Genomic DNA, 16,501 nt, shown 5'->3' on the forward strand with positions numbered 1-16,501 from the left:
TATTTAATAGTCATAACAGAAAAATTCTTTTTTTATTTTTTCAGGGTAGCTATGCCCCGCATGTTGGTGTGCATTTTTTTGCGGCCAGTACGCTGTTTTCCATTCAGGTTCCTGCTTTCACATTGTAAAAATAATTAATTGGGAGATAGTCAAGATGTTCAACTCACGAACTTTCAGTGCACGGCAAAGGTTGGGGCTAATTGCCCTGGCATTTGGCGTGTTGTCATTCAGTGGTTGCGGTGGTGGCGGTAGTGGTACAGATAATTCTGTCGCAGAGCTGCCTGCGTGCCGCGATCCATTAGTGATCCGCGCAGATGGCACCTGCGGCGCTGCACTTCCACCCGTGGAATTACCGGCTTGCCCGGATGGCACTGTGCGCAATGCTGCAGGCGAGTGTGTAGTGCCCGATTTTCCATTGCCAACCCGGATGCCGGGCGCCAATGAAGTGGTCATCTACGTTAACAGCGAAGAAAAAGATTTTTCCGGTTACAACCTGCATCTTTGGCAGAGTTGCGGCAATGGCTGGGGTGACAGCATAGTGGATGGTAAGGGCACGACTTACCCGATTCCCACCACTTGGCCGAATGGTCCCCATGTCACCAGTCAGGATTCCGGTAGTGTGGGTATTACACACGACCCCTATTACGGCGCATTCTTTGTCATTCCAACGAGTGCACTGGGTAGCTGTGGTAATTTTATTATCAAAACCCCCGGTGGCGCCGCGCAGACGGGCGACCTGCAAATCAACATCAAGCGCGATGGTTCCGGCCAGTTCGATCGCATGGGTTGGGTGATTATCAACTCGGCCAACATGCGCAACAGCCGCTTCAGCACGCTGCCTATCTGTATCAATGATGTGTGCACCCTGGAGCGCCCACTGCTGAGTATTAGCGATGTGGAGGCTCATTGGATCAGCGCGCGCACCATTATCTGGAACCGCGAATTTTCGGCGAGCAAAAAGGTGGAGCTGTATAACTCTACCGCTGGTGGCATGGCGCCAGCGGCGGACGGCAAATTGACCGGCGGCAGTCTGCTGGCGCAGTTGGGTGCCGGACGCCCTATGACCGATGATGAACGCGCACTGGTGCCGCATCTGGCCAATTACATTGCATACGATCTGCCGACATCCGTCAGCCTGGATGCCATCAAAGCTGCGCTGAAAGATGAGCTGATTATTATTGGCCGCTACGACTCGGTCGAGGAAGCCGGTACTGTTGAGCGCGGTCGCGGTACTCGCATCCAGGTTGCCAAAGCGCTGGATGATCTTTATACCAAAGGCAGTAATGACGCTGATGAAGCGAAATTGGGTGTGAGTTACAGCTCAGGTGTGGGCGTGTCTGTGTGGGCGCCAACGGCGCAGGAAGTGGATCTGCGCATTTATTCCGGTGATCCGCTCAAACTGGCTGATTCCAAACCCATGACCTGGAACCCGGCCACCGGTATCTGGAGTTACACCGGTACAGCTACCGAGCTAGACCGCAAGTACTACCGTTTCCGCATCAAGGGCTACAGCCCTGTATCCAAAAAAGTGCAGCGTCTGGAAGTGACTGACCCTTACTCAATCTCCTTGTCTACCAACGGCCGTCATTCGCAGTTCGTCAATCTGAACGATAGTGATCTCAAGCCCGCCGGTTGGGATGGCCACATGGTACCCACAGTGGCGGCGCCGGAGATGATCAATATCTATGAAACCCATATCCGCGACTTCAGTGCCAACGACCAAAGCACCTCTGCGGTTTACCGCGGCAAGTACATGGCGTTTACCCAATCGGGCACTGCACCGGTTAACCATCTGCAAGAATTGGTGGATGCCGGTATGACCCATATCCACTTCTTGCCGAGCAATGACAGCTCCAGTATCAAAGAGAGCAGCGACGAGCAGGTGAATCTGGACAGCTATATCTTTGAGCTGTGCCAAAAAGTGACCAACCCCGATAGCGTTGATGCCTGCGATGGTTCGGAAAGCAATGCATCCACCCTGCGTGAAGTGTTGGAAAGCTACGACCCTACCAGCGACAAAGCGCGCAAACTTATGGCTGCCATTGGCGATCTGGATGCGTTCAACTGGGGTTACGACCCGCAGCATTTCAATGCGCCGGAAGGTAGTTATGCGAGCGATCCTATGGGCTTTGCTCGCATCAAAGAAATGCGTGCCATGAACATGGCATTGCACAACATGGGGTTGCGCGTGGTGATGGATGTGGTTTACCCGCACACCATTTCCTCTGGCCTTGATGTTGCCAACTCCGTCTTCGACAAAGTGGTTCCCGGTTACTACTACCGCACTAACCCTGCTACTGCGCTGGCTGAGCAGGGCACAGGTGCAGGCCCCGATACCGCGACCGAAAACCGCATGATGGGCAAGTTCGTGCAGGATTCAGTCGTGCAATGGGCCGAGGCCTACAAGGTCGATGGCTTCCGTTTTGACCAATCCGGTTTTATGCCCAAGTCAGTGCTGGTCGATGCCTACAACGCCGTCAAAGCCGTGGATGAAGACAGCTACTTCTACGCTGAAGCCTGGACTCCGGGCGGCGGCACCTCGGGCGACCGCATAGCTGAGCGCTCAACCCAGGAGGCTCTAGCCGGTACTGGTATAGGTACGTTCAATGACCGTATGCGCAACCCATTGCAACAGCTTGCCTTGATCAAAGGTGAAGGGGTGGATGCAGTGCGCGCTGGTCTTGCGGGCAACCTCAAGAACTTCAAGTTGAAAACCAAATCCGGCGCTATCGTAAAAGCCGAGGCGGTGGGTGCTTACAACCTCGACCCGCAAGAAGCCATCAACTATGTGGAAAAACACGATAACGAAGCCCTCTGGGATTGGATCCATCGCCCCAATGCGCTGCCTGCTAATACCAGCCGCGAAAATCGGGTGCGTATCCACAACCTGACCCTGAGCCTGCCAATGCTCAGCCAGGGCGTACCTTTCTTCCAAATGGGTAGCGACCTGCTGCGCTCCAAGTCCATGTCGCCCAACAGCTACAACGCGGGCGATTGGTTCAATGCGGTGGATTTCACTAAACAAAGCAACAACTGGGGTGTGGGGCTGCCGCCAGAATTGCGCGATGGCATCACCGATACCTATGTGCTCAGCCAGTTTGCCGATAGCCAATCCAAGCCGCTGCCAGCTGATATCGCTATGGCCGGTGAGGTATTCCAGGAGTTCCTCAGTATCGCCAGCAGCAGTCCGCTGTTCAGCCTGCAAACCGAGCAAGAAGTTTTGGACCGCGTCGGTTTCCACGATGGTGGCAAAACCCAGGTGGCAGGCTTGATTGTGATGAGTATTGACGATGGCGCAGGCACAGTCGCCGGCACCGATTCAACGGCGCGCGCCGACCTCGATCCTGCCAACGACGCACTGGTAGTCGTGGTTAACGGCAGTAACCAAACCCAGGTAGCGATGGTACCCACCGCGACCGGTTTTAGCCTGCACAGCACCCAGAAAGCCTCGGCCGATGCAACCGTGAAAGCGGCGAGTTTTGCTGAAGCGACCGGTAATGCGACCGGTGGTAGCTTCAGTGTGCCTGCCTATACAACGGCGGTATTTGTGAAAGCCCAAGCGGGCGCGCAAGGTGCTGGTTTGTCTGCCTCTGCTAGTTTGGGAGCAGCAGTTCCTGTGCCTTATGGCGATACCGCAGTCTATGTGCGCGGTGGTGTGTCAGCAGCCGGTTGGGACGCAACGGCCGCTAACCGTATGGCCTACGAAGGCGGCGGTGTCTACTCGGTACTCCTGAATGTGCCCGCGGGCAACCACGAGTTCAAAATTGCCGAGGCTAACTGGAGCAGTCCGAACCTGGGTTCCAATGCGACGTTGGTACCGGGCGGTTCTATCACTCTGACGCAGGGCAGCAATGACAACATCCATCTTAATGTTGCGACAGCCGGTATCTACCGCTTTGAGTTGGATGCTTCGTCCAGCACTACTGCGCCAACCCTCAAGGTAACCAACCCGGATACCTTCGGTGCAGTGCCTGTGTATCTGCGCGGCACCGTGACTGCATCAGGTTGGGATGCCAACGCAGGCAACCAATTGGTATATCAGGGCAACAGCCTTTATGCGATGACCTCGGCCATGGTTCCCGGGGACTACATGTTCAAAGTGGCATCAAGCGATTGGAGCACCTTCAACATGGGTAGCAATACCCCGGCGCAGTTAGGCCAGCCCCAGATCCTAACCCAAGGCAGCAATGACAATGTGCCGCTGACCATCACCAAAGCGGCGACCTACCGCTTTGAGGTGAACACGCGCAATGCCGATGCGCCCACCGTGCGGGTGTATGAGGATGACCTGTTCGCCGCAACGCCTATTTACGTGCGCGGCACCATCACCCCGTCCGGTTGGGATGCTAATGCAGGCAACCGCTTGACCTATGCCGGCGCCGGTCTTTACACCCTGACCGTCAACGTGGCTATGGGCAGTTACCAGTTCAAAATCGCCGAAACCAACTGGAGCAACCCGAATCTGGGTGGCACGGGCGCCGCTGTCGGGGAGGCAGCTGCATTAACCCAAGGCTCCAATGACAACCTGGCCATCACCATTCCTGTGACCGGCACTTACCGCTTTACGGTGGATACCACCCAGGCGGACGCCATCACGGTGCGGGTGGATCTGGTCGAGTAATAGCAGTGCCCGCGAGGGCATTTAGGAAGCGCTGCGCCCGGTGTGAGGGCGCAGCCCATAAAAAACGCTATCCCTAACGGTTGAGAAGAACACGATGAAAACATTTAACGTAAAGCCTCTGGCCCTGGTGATATCCAGCCTCGCCGTGGCAGGTATTTCACCCGCGCTGCTGGCGCAAGAGCAGACCAAACCGGAGATCGAAGTGGAAGAGGTGATGGTCACCGGCTACGCCCGTTCGATCCAGAACAGTCTGGATACCAAACGCAACGCCGACACCGTAGTGCAGGCTATCTCCGCTGCTGATCTGGGTGGTCTCCCGGATGTATCGATCGCCGATGCGCTCGGCCGGGTGCCCGGTATTACGGTAACTCGCTCCGGCGGACAAGCGGGCACCATTCAGGTTCGCGGCATGGGTGAAGGCTTTGTCTTTTCTACCCTCAATGGCCGCGAGCAGGTATCGCCCAACGGTACCCGCGCCATGGAGTTCAGCCAGTTCCCCTCGGAGTTGATCCAGTCGGTAGAAGTGTATATGTCACCCAAAGCATCGCTGATTGAAGGTGGTGTGGCAGGTACAGTGGAATTGAAAACGGCTAACCCGCTGGAGATGACCGAAGACCAGAAATTTGTGGTCGGCGTGCGCGGCAGTTTTAACGATCAGGCGAGTGATATTTACGGCGCCGAGCCTTATGGTTCACGGCTGTCGCTTTCGTTCCAGAAAAAGCTGCTGGACGGCACCCTCGGTGTGGCACTGGGTTACGCCAAGCTCGTACAGCCGCGTGCAGCCGCCCGCTTTGAGCACTACAACTACGAAACCGCCCCCTTCGATCTAATGAGCGAGGACGGTCTGAACACCCAGGTGGTGGATGAAAACTTCACTCCCCAACCAGTGGCGGAGCGTCCATCCAGTGTGCAGATCAGCAACGGTTTTGAACTGCTGCAGACGGGCGGTGAGGAGACCCGCGATGGCTATGTGGCTGCCGTCCAGTTTGAGCCTAATGAAAACCTGACGATCAAGTCCGACCTGTTTTACTCCGAGTTCACCTCCGACAGTTATTCGCGCGGCTTCCGTATTCAGCCGCTGCGCAGTGCCGATGTCAGCAGTGTTGTGCTGTGGAACAACCAGGCCGTAGTTGGCGGTGAATTCAAGATGGCCGACGACAACGCCGATGCTTTCGATTTTCACGTAGTCAGCAACGATGTGACCCAAACCAACGAGCTGCTCTCCGGCGGCTTGAATGTACAGTGGAAGCAAGATGCCTGGACCATCGCCGGTGACCTGTCGCGCTCCGACGCCTCGGGTGTGCAGGCAGATGGCGTAGTGCGTGCGCATCTCTACCGCGCCAAAGAAGATCCGGCACCGGGTTTTGACCCCTACGAGCGCGATCCCGACCAATCCATGGCCTATCTGCTGGACGGTATCAATCTTCCTACCGTAAGCCTGAGCCGTGATTACGCTGCCTACGACGCCAACGGTGTCAGTAACCTGCGCTTGAGCCGCTACGAGCGCTATCCGCGCATCAACGACGATCTGATTGACGCCGCGCGTCTGGATTTGAAATACGAGTTTGACGACCTGTTTATAAGCTCCCTAGAGGCGGGTGTAAGGGCATCCGAGCGCAACCATACAGACCGCCGTCAAGTGTTCGTTTACGGTGATGGCGCCAACAACACGATCACGTCGGACTGGTCCCTGCCTATCACAGTCGATACTTCCGATGTGGTGAACTGGAAGGGCGATTTCTCCCGTTTCCCATCCTTCCTGGCGATTGATGGCGACGAAATTATGCGCTCTGCGCACAACGTCGGTTTGGTGCTGGGGCCAGTGCCTGAGGCCACCATAGAAAACCCCAATCCGCAGGCCGTACCTCGTTCAATTGAGCCAGCCGCGCGCTGGGGCGAAGGGCGTGATTGGTCGATGAAGCAGAGTTCCAATATCGACGAAAACATCACCTCTTATTATTTGCAGGCCAATCTTTCTACCAGCCTGTTGGGGCGTGACCTCACCGGTAATATCGGTGTGCGCCACGTAGAGACTGACCAATCGAGCATCGCATTGGTCAATGTGAATGGAGATGTTGAGCGCGGTGCGACTGAAATTTGCGATGAGCTGGGCGATTGTCGCAGCAACTTCGCCTACCAAAAACTCGGCGCCAAATACAGCGACACCCTGCCATCGCTAAACCTGAACTTCGCCCTGACCGACGAAGACCAGCTGCGTTTGGCTCTGGCGCGTGTGTTGTCGCGCCCGCCCATCAACCGCTTGGCGGCTCCGGATTCCGAAGGCACCATCACCACTGGCTCGGATAATGTCCCGCGCTTTAACTACGGCTCCAACACCTCTCCCTACCTGACACCGTTTATTGCAGATCAGGTTGATCTCTCCTACGAGCATTACATGGAAGAGACCAACGGTGCCTTTGTGATTGCCGGTTATCACCGCGACATCAAATCCTTTATTCAGGACGTGACCTTCGAGCAGTTTGATTTCCGCGCAGCCGGCTTTGATATTCCCGATAGCGCAGAGATTTTGGTCGGAGGCGTACCAACGGAAGTAGAGGTGGAGAACGGTACCTATTCCACTTCTATCAACAATCAGGAAGGCGGATTTATTCGCGGGATTGAAGTCTCCTACACCCAGACGTTCAACTTCCTGCCGGATTTGTGGTCAGGCTTGGGGGTGAGCACCAGCTACTCCTGGACGGACAGCGAGATCAGTGTGGTCAATCCGGTCGAGGCGGGCATAACCGCGGATGCAGCACTGCCATTCCCTGGATTAGTAGAGAACTCGGCTAACTTCACCGTTTTCTACAGCTACGGTGGTTTTGAAACGCGCCTGTCTACCACCTTCCAGGATTCGTTTGTCGGCGAGACACGCAACATCAACTTGCAACCGATCATCTATGCACCGGAAACGCTGCTGGATTATCAAGCTGCCTACAAGTTCGATAACGGTTTGGACCTGGTGTTCTCCATCAGCAACCTCACCAACGAACCCAATAGAAGTTATATGTTTGATGAAGAGTTAACTCGCACCTTGCAGTGGTTTGGCCGCACTTACTACCTGGGGGCTAACTACTCGTTTTAATGCTTTAGTTCAGGTGTTTTTTGTAAAAGCCGCACATGAAAATGTGCGGCTTTTTTTTGCCTAATTTGGATTCGGTGGGATTAATCAATATGAAAAAAATTTAGAGAACATTTTTGAACGTCGCAAGCGGCTCGCAGGGCGAGTCTTATGGATGAGACGAGTAGTGGCCGCGTGTATGATCCGGAATTAGGCCGCTTTATGAGCGCCGATCCGTTTGTGCAAGCGCCCTATAATTCGCAGAGTTACAACCGCTACTCGTATGTGTTTAACAGCACGCTGAGTTTTACGGATCCGAGTAGGTATGAGTGTTATGAATTTCCTGAGAAATGGAGTGACAGAAAGATTCTTCATTATGTTTCAGATATTGCCACTGATCCTAAATCTAAAAAAGGTAATGGCAAGTGGGATTCACCATATGCAATAGGCGAAAGAGATGGCGTTCTCATTAGGGTGGATTTTTATCCCAACAATCATCAAAAATATGCAGGTGAAATATCAACTGCATATCCTCTTGCGCAATAAAGGGTAAAACTTATGGTGGAGTTATCTATAGATCAGGCCGACAATATTGAAAATCTCTTAAATAGATTAGTAAACGATACTGGATTTTTCCTTGATGATGAGTCGCTAAGCGCCGTGAAGGATTATATTGCGCACAGAGAGTATGAAATGGCGTTTGAAGGTTTTTTTATGGAGTTAATTGAAAAGCAAATCCAACCTGTTGGGTTTGAAATTTATCATGATTTGGGGAAAGAATTAGGTTTAGATAGAGAAAGCGTTTTCGATGCTCTTTTTTGGCAGAAATTTTCTTTCTGGCTGGGAAATAGTTGCGCATAGTTTGGACATCATGCCCAATGAACCCATTGTAAATTAATGCCATTTCAACCCCGGCACCCAATGCCGGGGTTTTATTTTTAGTGTTCAGGAAAGTTATTACCACCACTAAAATCCCCCCACAAAAACGCCTATAAATTTAATCTGTAGTTTGTAGCCTGAACCGACCAGTGGGCGGATCTATGCTGCCAATCCGACTATACTCATCTACCTGTACTGCTTATCCCCGAAAAGGAACTCCTATGCGTTATCCCAACTTCCCGCCTATTGCCTACTTCGCTGCGTTGATGCTGGCGCCGACATGGGTGTATGCCCACGCCGAGCATGATAAGGTGCGTTATGTCGCCGAGACGGGGAAAGACGAAGGGCGGTGTGACCAGATCAGCGCGCCCTGCCAAACCATCGCCTATGCCGCGAAACAGGCGGGCAAGGGCGACCAGATTCAGATGGCGGAAGGGCGCTATGAAATTACCGATCTGGATTCGATATTTTATCTCTCATCCAATGTGGTTCCCGTCACTGGCAGTTATCAAAAAAAGACGTTTCAAAAACCGGCCGCGCCTGCCACTAACAGCATTCTGGTGGGCGTGCCCGCTGAGTTCGCGCAGGGTTTGGCTGAGCAAGGGTTTCAGGTCATTAGCGATACCAAAGGCCTTAACCGCAGTGAGCAAGATTATCTGAATGCCAAACAATCGCAGTTAACGGCGATGGCAAGTGCGCAAGCAGAAGTGCCCTGTGTGGCGGGTAAAGCGGGCGAATTTAGTTGTAATAATTTAGGGCTGCTAACGCATGTGCCGCTTGCCACCCTGGGCAATAACAATTCGCGCGGCAATGATATTTGGGGCCATTTTGATCTCAATGACAATCGCGAATACGCGTTGGTCGGTTTGACGAATGGTGTGAGTATTGTGGAGGTGACTGATCCGGTTAATCCGCGTGTAGTGAGTTTTATCGCCAGCCAAAATACCATCTGGCGCGATCTGGCAACTTATCAGTATTACGATGACACGCGTCGCCGTTGGATGAGTTATGCCTACATCAGTGCCGATGCTGCATCGGTAGGTACAATGATTCTGGATTTGAATGAGTTGCCAAATAAAGTGACCCATGTGGCGAGTGAAACCACTGACACCAGTGCACACAATATTTATATCAGTAACGTCGACTACTCTACCGGTGTTGTACTCACCAAACGCACACCTTATTTGCATCTTGCCGGCAGCAATAGACAGGGCGGTGCATTTAATAGTTATTCGTTGACTAATCCTTTATCGCCGCAAGCAGTTTATAAACATCCGGCCAATTCGCGCGATTGGTACAGCCATGACATTACCTCACTGTGGATTATGGATGCGCGGCGCGAGCAGTGCATCGATAAAAATAATGACTGCGATCTGGTGATTGACTACAACGAAAATGAAGTCTTGTTGTGGGACAAAACCGATAGCGCCAAACCCTTTAATTTGGCGCGCAGCACTTATCAATATGTGTCTTATGTGCACTCGGGTTGGTGGACAGAAGACCGGCAATTTTATTCAGTGCACGATGAATTGGATGAGCAGCGCTACAATTTAAATACGCGTGTGCGTTTTTTTGAACTCAACAATTTACGTGCGCCCGAATTGGTAGGCGAGTATATCGGGCCGACGCCAGCTGTTGATCACAATGGTTATACCCGTGGCAACCGCTACTATTTTTCCAATTACGAGCGCGGCTTGGTTGTGCTGGATATTTCGGATCCGCGCAATCCGGTTGAGGCGGGTTTTTTTGATACCTATCCCATTGCGAATTCCGCTTCGTTTAATGGTGCCTGGAGTACCTACCCATTTTTACCGAGTGGCAATATTTTAATTGGTGATATTAATAGCGGTTTGTATGTCATTCGCGATAACACCGCCAAAGCGCAGGGCAGCGTAAAATTTTCCAGCGCGCGCGTTGCCGCAAAAGAGGGTGAGGTATTGCGCGTGACATTGCAGCGAGTGGGTGGCAGCACAGGTGCGGTGGATGTGTTTTATGAGGCTCAACCGGGCAATGCAACTGCTCAGGATTTCACTTCCATCGCTGGCAGTATTAGCTGGCTCGACGGTGATGCCAGCGAAAAAATAATTGAGATTCCGATTGCAGCTGATGTTTCAGGCAATGAATTTACCGAAACTTTTTTTGTGCGCCTCTACAATCCGCGCAATGGGCTTATGTTGGCGTCGCCCAATCTTCTTGTTGTGGATATCGCCGATAAACCGGATGAGCCGGTGACAGTCAGTTCGTCGTCCGTTAATTCATCCAGCTCTGCTGCTGCAGTTGAGCCTAAAAAATCGGGCAGTGGCGGTGGTTCGGCACCGCTGTTGATTCTGGGATTGCTCGGCTTATTGGCTGTTAATACACGTTATTCTTTCGCGGTAAATGCTCATGGCAATTGAAATCGAACGTAAATTTTTAGTGGTGGGTGATGCATGGCGCACTGCGCCCCCGGTGTTTTATTCGCAGGGCTACTTGAATCGCGATAAGGCCCGCACGGTGCGGGTGCGGATTGCCGGGGAAGAGGCTTTTCTAACCATTAAAGGAACTTCTGTTGGTGCGCGCCGTGCGGAATTTGAATATCCGATACCGGTTTGGGATGCGCGCGAATTATTGGCACTGTGTGAGCAGCCACTGATTGAGAAAAATCGCCGCAAAATCTTGCACGAAGGGTTTGTCTGGGAAGTCGATGAGTTTTTGGGTGAGAACCTTGGTCTTGTGGTCGCAGAGATAGAATTACCTGCGGAGGATAGTGTTTTCGCCAAACCGGATTGGGTGGGTGAGGAGGTGACTGAGGATGCTCGCTACTTCAACTCCAATCTTTCCTGCACCCCCTTCAATCGCTGGTAAATAGCTATTTGCTATTAGGTGTATCAGGTCAATTTTCTTTGATAATGATTATCGCTTGCTTAGTATGGCTACATCGGCTGATCGCGAAGAGTTTGATTAGCCACCCTATTAGCAAGCGAGGATTCCATCATGGCAAAGACCGCAACATTTGCAGCAGTTCACTTCACCGTCGCCTTTTCAGTAGGCTACGCCCTGACCGGTAGTGTAGTTATCGGCGGTACTATGGCGCTGGTGGAACCGGCTATAAACACGGTTGCCTTCTACTTTCACGAGCTTGGCTGGAAGAAATTTGAGGAGAACAAAACGGTATTGCAGGAGGCGCTGGCCAACAGCGTTTAGATGGCGACCCACAATAAAAAACGGCCAGTAACTTTTGCTAGTTACTGGCCGTTTTTTTACCAATATGTAATCAGGGGTTCTGGCTCTCGTCGTTGTCGGCCGCTTCCGCTGCCTGATTGCGTTCTTCGCTGCGTTTTTTGAGCATCCGGCCAAAAAACAACCCCGATTCGAATAGCATCCACATGGGAACGGCGAGCATGGTTTGGGAGAACACATCCGGTGGCGTCAGCAGCATGCCCACTACGAAACAAGCCACAATAATGTAGCGGCGTTTTTCTGCCAGGCCTTCTGGTGTGACTATGCCTGAGTGAATCAGGAGCACTGTTGCGACCGGAATTTCAAACGCAAAACCGAATGCAAAAAACATGTGCAACACCAAATCCAAATATTTGGTGATGTCGGTCATCGCACTCACACCCTCAAGCTCTATGCCCATGGTGAAATTAAACAGCATAGGAAGTACAAGGAAATAGGCGAAAGCCATTCCAGCAAAGAACAAGATTACGCTGGAGATCAGCAGGGGCGCGGCAAGTTGTTGTTCGTGTTTATAGAGCCCGGGGGCTATAAATGACCACACCTGAAAAAGGATAAAGGGCACAGCCAGCAGCAGCGCCAGATAAAACGTTAACTTGAGTGGTGTCAAAAAGGGCGAGATCACATCCGTCGCGATCATATTTGTGCCCTCGGGCAACACCGCGAGCAAGGGTGCCGACACCACACCGTAAATATCAGTGGCGAATGGAAAAAGGCAAACAAATACGGCCAGCAAAAAATAGACAGTGTGCAGCAAGCGATTGCGCAGCTCTATCAGGTGATGAACCAGCGGTTGTTCTTTATCTTTTTGATCGTTCATGAGCGACTTAGTGGCCTGTTCCAGATTGCGCGGACGTATTGGCAGCCTGATGTGTGGTGGTCGGTGTTGTACCTGCAACGGGTGCACTGCCTGTGCTGGCAACAGTCGTGCTGCTTGTTGTGGATGCAGCAGGGGTTGGTTGTTGTGCCGTAGCGGGAGTGACCGGCTTGCTGCGCTCTGCGGCAGATTCATCTCCGTGAGCGTGATCAGGTAACTCGTCGGGCGGGCCGTAGTCGGATGCTTGCCGGCGCGCTTCGGCATTGGCATCTTCATACTGCTTAACATCAAGAAGCGTTTGTTCGAATTTGATCCGCGCTTCTTCGATATTTTGCATGACTTCTTCATTGTGCAGTTGACGACGAATATCATCAGCACCGATTTGCCGCTCAATTTCGTTGCGGGTATCGCGCAAGCTGCGCTTGAGGCGTCCAATCCAAAGCCCTGCGGAGCGCACGGCACCTGGCAACTGCTCTGGCCCAATCACGACCAGAGCTACCACCAGACATACCAGCAGTTCGGTAAAACCTATATCAAACACGGCTTACACCTTGGTGTTGTTTTGATCAACTTTGTCGCCGGTTGGCGCAGCTGTCGCTGCAGTGTTTTTCTGGTCCAGGTTTTTTGAATCAAGCGCTTTCTGCGCTTCCTCTTCTTCTTTTTTGGTCTCGTCACTGCTCATTGAGTTTTTGAAACCTTTGATCATGCTGCCGAGATCGCCACCCAGTGTGCGCAAACGCTTGGTGCCGAATAACATGACCACAATGGCCAATACGATAAGGAGTTGCCAAATACTAATGCCGCTAAGACCCATGATGATTTCCTCGCAAAAAAATAGATAAAGGTTGTTATTCCTGAGTGCGCGCTGCTTTTTCGTCGAGACCTGAAACGTTAAAACGACGCGCTAGCTCCTTCAAAACTGCATCGGCATCGGTGCCGAGGTGCGACAACATTACCAGGCTATGAAACCACAAATCGGCGGTTTCGTAGATCAGGTCGGTATTGTCGCCACTGGCCTGTGCATCCTTTGCTGCCAAAATCGTTTCGGTGCATTCCTCACCGACTTTTTCCAAAATCTTATTCAGCCCTTTTTGATGCAGGCTGGCAACGTAGGATGTCTCAGCGCCCGCATTATTTTTACGCGCCTCGAGAATTTCCGTCAGTTGTTGGAGAATATCGTTACTCATGAACAGCTCATTTCACTAATAAGGGTTGGCAATCTTAGCGGTAAATGTCCGCCGGATCTTTTAATACCGGCTCTACCGTCTGCCATTCGCCGTCTTTTAACACGCGATAAAAACAGGATTCACGACCAGTGTGACAAGCGATACCGCCCAGTTGTTCAACCTGTAGAACAACCACGTCTTCGTCGCAATCGAGGCGGATTTCATGCAATTTCTGGATGTGGCCAGAGGTCTCGCCTTTGTGCCACAACTGGTTGCGCGAGCGCGACCAGTAGACAGCTTCACCGCGGTCGGCCGAGAGTTGGAGGGATTCGCGATTCATCCAGGCCATCATCAAAATCCGGCCAGTTTTGGCATCTTGCGCGATGGCGGGAACCAAGCCATCAGCATTCCAATTAACGGTGTCTAACCAACTACTCATAAATTGCTCTGTAGAATCTTACGTCATATTTTGTGCGCGCAATGCTTTTATTAGGTTAGCGCGCAAATGTTGCAAGTTGACGGTACCGATGACGGCACTGGTTACCCCGGGATGAGCGTAGGCAAAATTCAGCGCGCTCTGGATGGGGTCTTGTTCTTGATCTCGTTCGAGATCCTGGTGTTCAGCGGAGCCTTGTGTTTCCTTCTGAACGGGAGGCGCATCATGGCAGATATGACCGCTGGCGAGAACCTTTTTTAGCAAAACTGCCGCACCTTGTAACGCAGATTTTGCGATTACCGGCTCTTCGTCGGTGTAATTCGCATGGTACATCAGCATCACAGCATCACATACCTCAGCCGCAAGCAGCCCTCCCTCGAGGGTTTTGCTGGAAATGCCGAGGGCGCGAATCCATCCCTCTTGCTTGAGTTGCTGCAAAGTTTGCAGGGCACCGCTGTTGCACAGGATATCCAGATCATTGCCATCGGAGTGAATCATCACTAAATCGAGATAGTCGGTGCGCAAGCGGCGCAGGGAGCGCTCGACACTCATGCGGGTGTGTTTGGGGCTGAAATCAAAGTGGGATCGGCCTTCATCTGAGAATTTATCCTCCGTGAACTCTTCGCCAACTTTGGTGGAGATAACCCAGTTTTTGCGCTCCTTGCGCAGCAGGTCGCCGAGGCGCTCCTCGCTGTAGCCATAGGAGGGGGCGGTATCAACAAAGTTGACCCCCATATCCCGCGCGCCATTGAGTAATTCACGCAATTGCTCATCGCTGGGTAGAGCAAACGGTTGTGGGTATTTCAGGCTCTGGGTGCGGCCAAATTTGACCGTCCCCAGACCAAAAGTGCTGATGTCTATGTCGGTACGCCCGAGGCGTTTACGCGGCATCATTAATTGTCATCCTCTTCATCTGGCTCACGAAAACGCAGCGCAAGCAGTTCCTCAGCGCTTATCGCTGGCGGAAATGCCAGTTCCCATGGGGTTTTGGCGAGGGAGACGTAGGGCAGATAATTATGCAGGTTGATAGTACTTGCTGAGGGAGTTATGCCCGCGTCTTCCACTAACGCCAGCACTTGATTGGCGAGGTTGGGCGCCAGCGTGAGTTTGGTTGGCCAGCCGACGAGCAGGTTCACAGCACCATCTGCGGGTGCGATAAAGGCGTTGTCGGGGCGCACCAGCCCGGGCTGCAATGGCTCGGCGCGTGCGATGGGTAGGGTTGCCCATTCAGCGCCATCCAGATTTACCCAGGGAATCAGGTCTTCCAGTTCCTGCTTGGCCAGCTCGATTAGCGCTTCCGGTGCCATGTCGGCACCTTTTTCCGCGAGGTTGCCGCCCAGATACCACACATGTGCACCATCTGGCAGGCGGTGGCTGGAGATAGTCAAGCGCGGAGTGGTCTCGCGACCGAGGCAATGACCGTAAAAATCAAAGGGGTACAGATGCTTGACCATGACTTGTTGTAGCGGGCGCAGTTGCATCGCCGGGCTTTCCAGCCCCAACTGTTGCAGCAATTCCGCGTTGCCTTTGCCCGCAGTAAAGATAAAGCGCTGCGCATGTATCTCGATGGGTCGGTCAAGTGTATCAATCCGTAGGCTCACCAATCCCGCCACAGTCTGGTGCAATTGGGTTTTCGACCAATCGATCTGGAAGCAGTGCCCCTCAATGTTGTGAGCAAGATTAGCAACCAGGCTGGGCGCATCGATCACAAGGTCTTCCAGCCGATAAAGGCTGCCTGAAAAATCCTTGTTGCGCAGCAGTGGCGGGCGGCGATCCGGGTGTACCGGCTCGACCCGGCCGCGGGTGATTTTGCTGGCGAGAAAGCCGGTCAGCTTGCTACCCAGATCATCACCCGACCACATAAAAAAGTGGTCACTGAGAATACGTGTATGGCGCAAATCAACATCGCCTTCACCACACAGGCAGGCGCGCCAGTGTTTGGGCATTTCGGCGATGGCTTCGGAGGCGCCGGTCAGCGCACCGGCGAGCGTGTATTTCATGCCGCCGTGGATCATGCCCTGTGAGGCGAGGGTTTGGTCGCTGCCGAGCGCTTTGGCTTCAAATAATGCGATGCTGAACCCGGCACTTTTGGCGCGGTTGGCCAGCCAGAGCCCGGCAACGCCGCCGCCGATTATGGCCAGATCGAGATGGATGCTAAGCGGGGCTTGGCTCATGGGTAGTGCGATTCCGTCAATGGCTAAGGCGCTGATTCAAAAGGGGCGCGCAGTATAAGTCTTTCGCGCTCGAATTACCCTTGCAGTGGCAGCGGGTTCTACTGCTAATATGCACAAAAATTTTACGGGTA

The 16,501-nt window shown here is 52.8% G+C and carries 14 protein-coding genes; 7 read left to right on the forward strand and 7 right to left on the reverse strand.

The genetic code is table 11. From position 1 onward, the window contains the following. Nucleotides 1-154: 154 nt before the first annotated feature. The 7 genes from B4E62_RS15750 (at nucleotide 155) to B4E62_RS15780 (ending at nucleotide 11,744) form a co-directional block, all read left to right on the forward strand. On the forward strand, nucleotides 155-4,621 hold the full coding sequence (locus B4E62_RS15750; RefSeq protein ID WP_331352703.1) for an alpha-1,6-glucosidase domain-containing protein: 4,467 nt from the start codon (nucleotides 155-157) through the stop codon (nucleotides 4,619-4,621). 94 nt (nucleotides 4,622-4,715) lie between these two features. Next, entirely contained in the window at nucleotides 4,716-7,706 is a 2,991-nt protein-coding gene (locus B4E62_RS15755) for a TonB-dependent receptor (protein WP_331352704.1), read from the forward strand. Nucleotides 7,707-7,853: 147 nt separating this feature from the next. After that, nucleotides 7,854-8,228, forward strand: a complete 375-nt coding sequence (locus B4E62_RS15760; RefSeq protein ID WP_331352705.1) for an RHS repeat-associated core domain-containing protein — start codon at nucleotides 7,854-7,856, stop codon at nucleotides 8,226-8,228. 12 nt (nucleotides 8,229-8,240) lie between these two features. Further along, nucleotides 8,241-8,543 (forward strand): hypothetical protein, encoded by a 303-nt coding sequence (locus tag B4E62_RS15765; protein WP_331352706.1) that lies wholly within the window; start codon nucleotides 8,241-8,243, stop codon nucleotides 8,541-8,543. A gap of 239 nt (nucleotides 8,544-8,782) precedes the next feature. Continuing rightward, nucleotides 8,783-10,957, forward strand: a complete 2,175-nt coding sequence (locus B4E62_RS15770; protein ID WP_331352707.1) for a choice-of-anchor B family protein — start codon at nucleotides 8,783-8,785, stop codon at nucleotides 10,955-10,957. Next, on the forward strand, nucleotides 10,947-11,405 hold the full coding sequence (locus B4E62_RS15775; protein ID WP_331352708.1) for a CYTH domain-containing protein: 459 nt from the start codon (nucleotides 10,947-10,949) through the stop codon (nucleotides 11,403-11,405). The genes B4E62_RS15770 and B4E62_RS15775 overlap by 11 nt, the downstream gene beginning before the upstream one ends. A 129-nt stretch (nucleotides 11,406-11,534) precedes the next feature. Next, on the forward strand, nucleotides 11,535-11,744 hold the full coding sequence (locus B4E62_RS15780) for a DUF2061 domain-containing protein (RefSeq protein WP_331352709.1): 210 nt from the start codon (nucleotides 11,535-11,537) through the stop codon (nucleotides 11,742-11,744). Nucleotides 11,745-11,814: 70 nt separating this feature from the next. Here B4E62_RS15780 and tatC read toward each other — a convergent pair whose 3' ends face one another. Genes tatC through B4E62_RS15815 form a run of 7 tightly spaced genes read right to left on the reverse strand, consistent with a single transcriptional unit; the run spans nucleotide 11,815 to nucleotide 16,370 of the window. Next, nucleotides 11,815-12,597, reverse strand: coding sequence for a twin-arginine translocase subunit TatC (gene tatC, locus B4E62_RS15785; protein ID WP_310073153.1), 783 nt, complete (start codon nucleotides 12,595-12,597; stop codon nucleotides 11,815-11,817). Between the two features lie 7 nt (nucleotides 12,598-12,604). Then, entirely contained in the window at nucleotides 12,605-13,135 is a 531-nt protein-coding gene (gene tatB / locus B4E62_RS15790) for a Sec-independent protein translocase protein TatB (protein WP_331352710.1), read from the reverse strand. Nucleotides 13,136-13,138: 3 nt separating this feature from the next. Beyond that, on the reverse strand, nucleotides 13,139-13,408 hold the full coding sequence (tatA, locus tag B4E62_RS15795; RefSeq protein ID WP_310073150.1) for a twin-arginine translocase TatA/TatE family subunit: 270 nt from the start codon (nucleotides 13,406-13,408) through the stop codon (nucleotides 13,139-13,141). 34 nt (nucleotides 13,409-13,442) lie between these two features. Continuing rightward, nucleotides 13,443-13,781 (reverse strand): phosphoribosyl-ATP diphosphatase, encoded by a 339-nt coding sequence (locus tag B4E62_RS15800; RefSeq protein WP_331352711.1) that lies wholly within the window; start codon nucleotides 13,779-13,781, stop codon nucleotides 13,443-13,445. A gap of 34 nt (nucleotides 13,782-13,815) precedes the next feature. Continuing rightward, on the reverse strand, nucleotides 13,816-14,199 hold the full coding sequence (gene hisI, locus B4E62_RS15805) for a phosphoribosyl-AMP cyclohydrolase (protein ID WP_310073146.1): 384 nt from the start codon (nucleotides 14,197-14,199) through the stop codon (nucleotides 13,816-13,818). A gap of 18 nt (nucleotides 14,200-14,217) precedes the next feature. Beyond that, nucleotides 14,218-15,090 carry an aldo/keto reductase gene (locus B4E62_RS15810; RefSeq protein ID WP_331352712.1) on the reverse strand — a complete coding sequence of 291 codons (873 nt, stop codon included), beginning with the start codon at nucleotides 15,088-15,090 and terminating at the stop codon, nucleotides 14,218-14,220. Continuing rightward, nucleotides 15,090-16,370 carry an FAD-dependent oxidoreductase gene (locus B4E62_RS15815; RefSeq protein ID WP_331352713.1) on the reverse strand — a complete coding sequence of 427 codons (1,281 nt, stop codon included), beginning with the start codon at nucleotides 16,368-16,370 and terminating at the stop codon, nucleotides 15,090-15,092. Before B4E62_RS15815 ends, B4E62_RS15810 begins: the two co-directional genes overlap by 1 nt. Nucleotides 16,371-16,501 lie beyond the last annotated feature (131 nt).

Origin of the sequence: Cellvibrio sp. UBA7671, assembly GCA_002483145.1 — a bacterium.
GTDB classification, from domain to species: Bacteria; Pseudomonadota; Gammaproteobacteria; order Pseudomonadales; family Cellvibrionaceae; genus Cellvibrio; species Cellvibrio fibrivorans.

Coding starts and splice junctions, on each gene's coding strand:
- B4E62_RS15780 (WP_331352709.1), top strand. CDS start 11,535: ATGGCAAAGACCGCAACATTTGCAGCAGTTCACTTCACCGTCGCCTTT.
- tatA (WP_310073150.1), bottom strand. CDS start 13,408: ATGGGTCTTAGCGGCATTAGTATTTGGCAACTCCTTATCGTATTGGCC.
- B4E62_RS15775 (WP_331352708.1), top strand. CDS start 10,947: ATGGCAATTGAAATCGAACGTAAATTTTTAGTGGTGGGTGATGCATGG.
- B4E62_RS15800 (WP_331352711.1), bottom strand. CDS start 13,781: ATGAGTAACGATATTCTCCAACAACTGACGGAAATTCTCGAGGCGCGT.
- B4E62_RS15750 (WP_331352703.1), top strand. CDS start 155: ATGTTCAACTCACGAACTTTCAGTGCACGGCAAAGGTTGGGGCTAATT.
- B4E62_RS15765 (WP_331352706.1), top strand. CDS start 8,241: ATGGTGGAGTTATCTATAGATCAGGCCGACAATATTGAAAATCTCTTA.
- B4E62_RS15815 (WP_331352713.1), bottom strand. CDS start 16,370: ATGAGCCAAGCCCCGCTTAGCATCCATCTCGATCTGGCCATAATCGGC.
- B4E62_RS15755 (WP_331352704.1), top strand. CDS start 4,716: ATGAAAACATTTAACGTAAAGCCTCTGGCCCTGGTGATATCCAGCCTC.
- hisI (WP_310073146.1), bottom strand. CDS start 14,199: ATGAGTAGTTGGTTAGACACCGTTAATTGGAATGCTGATGGCTTGGTT.
- B4E62_RS15760 (WP_331352705.1), top strand. CDS start 7,854: ATGGATGAGACGAGTAGTGGCCGCGTGTATGATCCGGAATTAGGCCGC.
- tatC (WP_310073153.1), bottom strand. CDS start 12,597: ATGAACGATCAAAAAGATAAAGAACAACCGCTGGTTCATCACCTGATA.
- B4E62_RS15810 (WP_331352712.1), bottom strand. CDS start 15,090: ATGATGCCGCGTAAACGCCTCGGGCGTACCGACATAGACATCAGCACT.
- B4E62_RS15770 (WP_331352707.1), top strand. CDS start 8,783: ATGCGTTATCCCAACTTCCCGCCTATTGCCTACTTCGCTGCGTTGATG.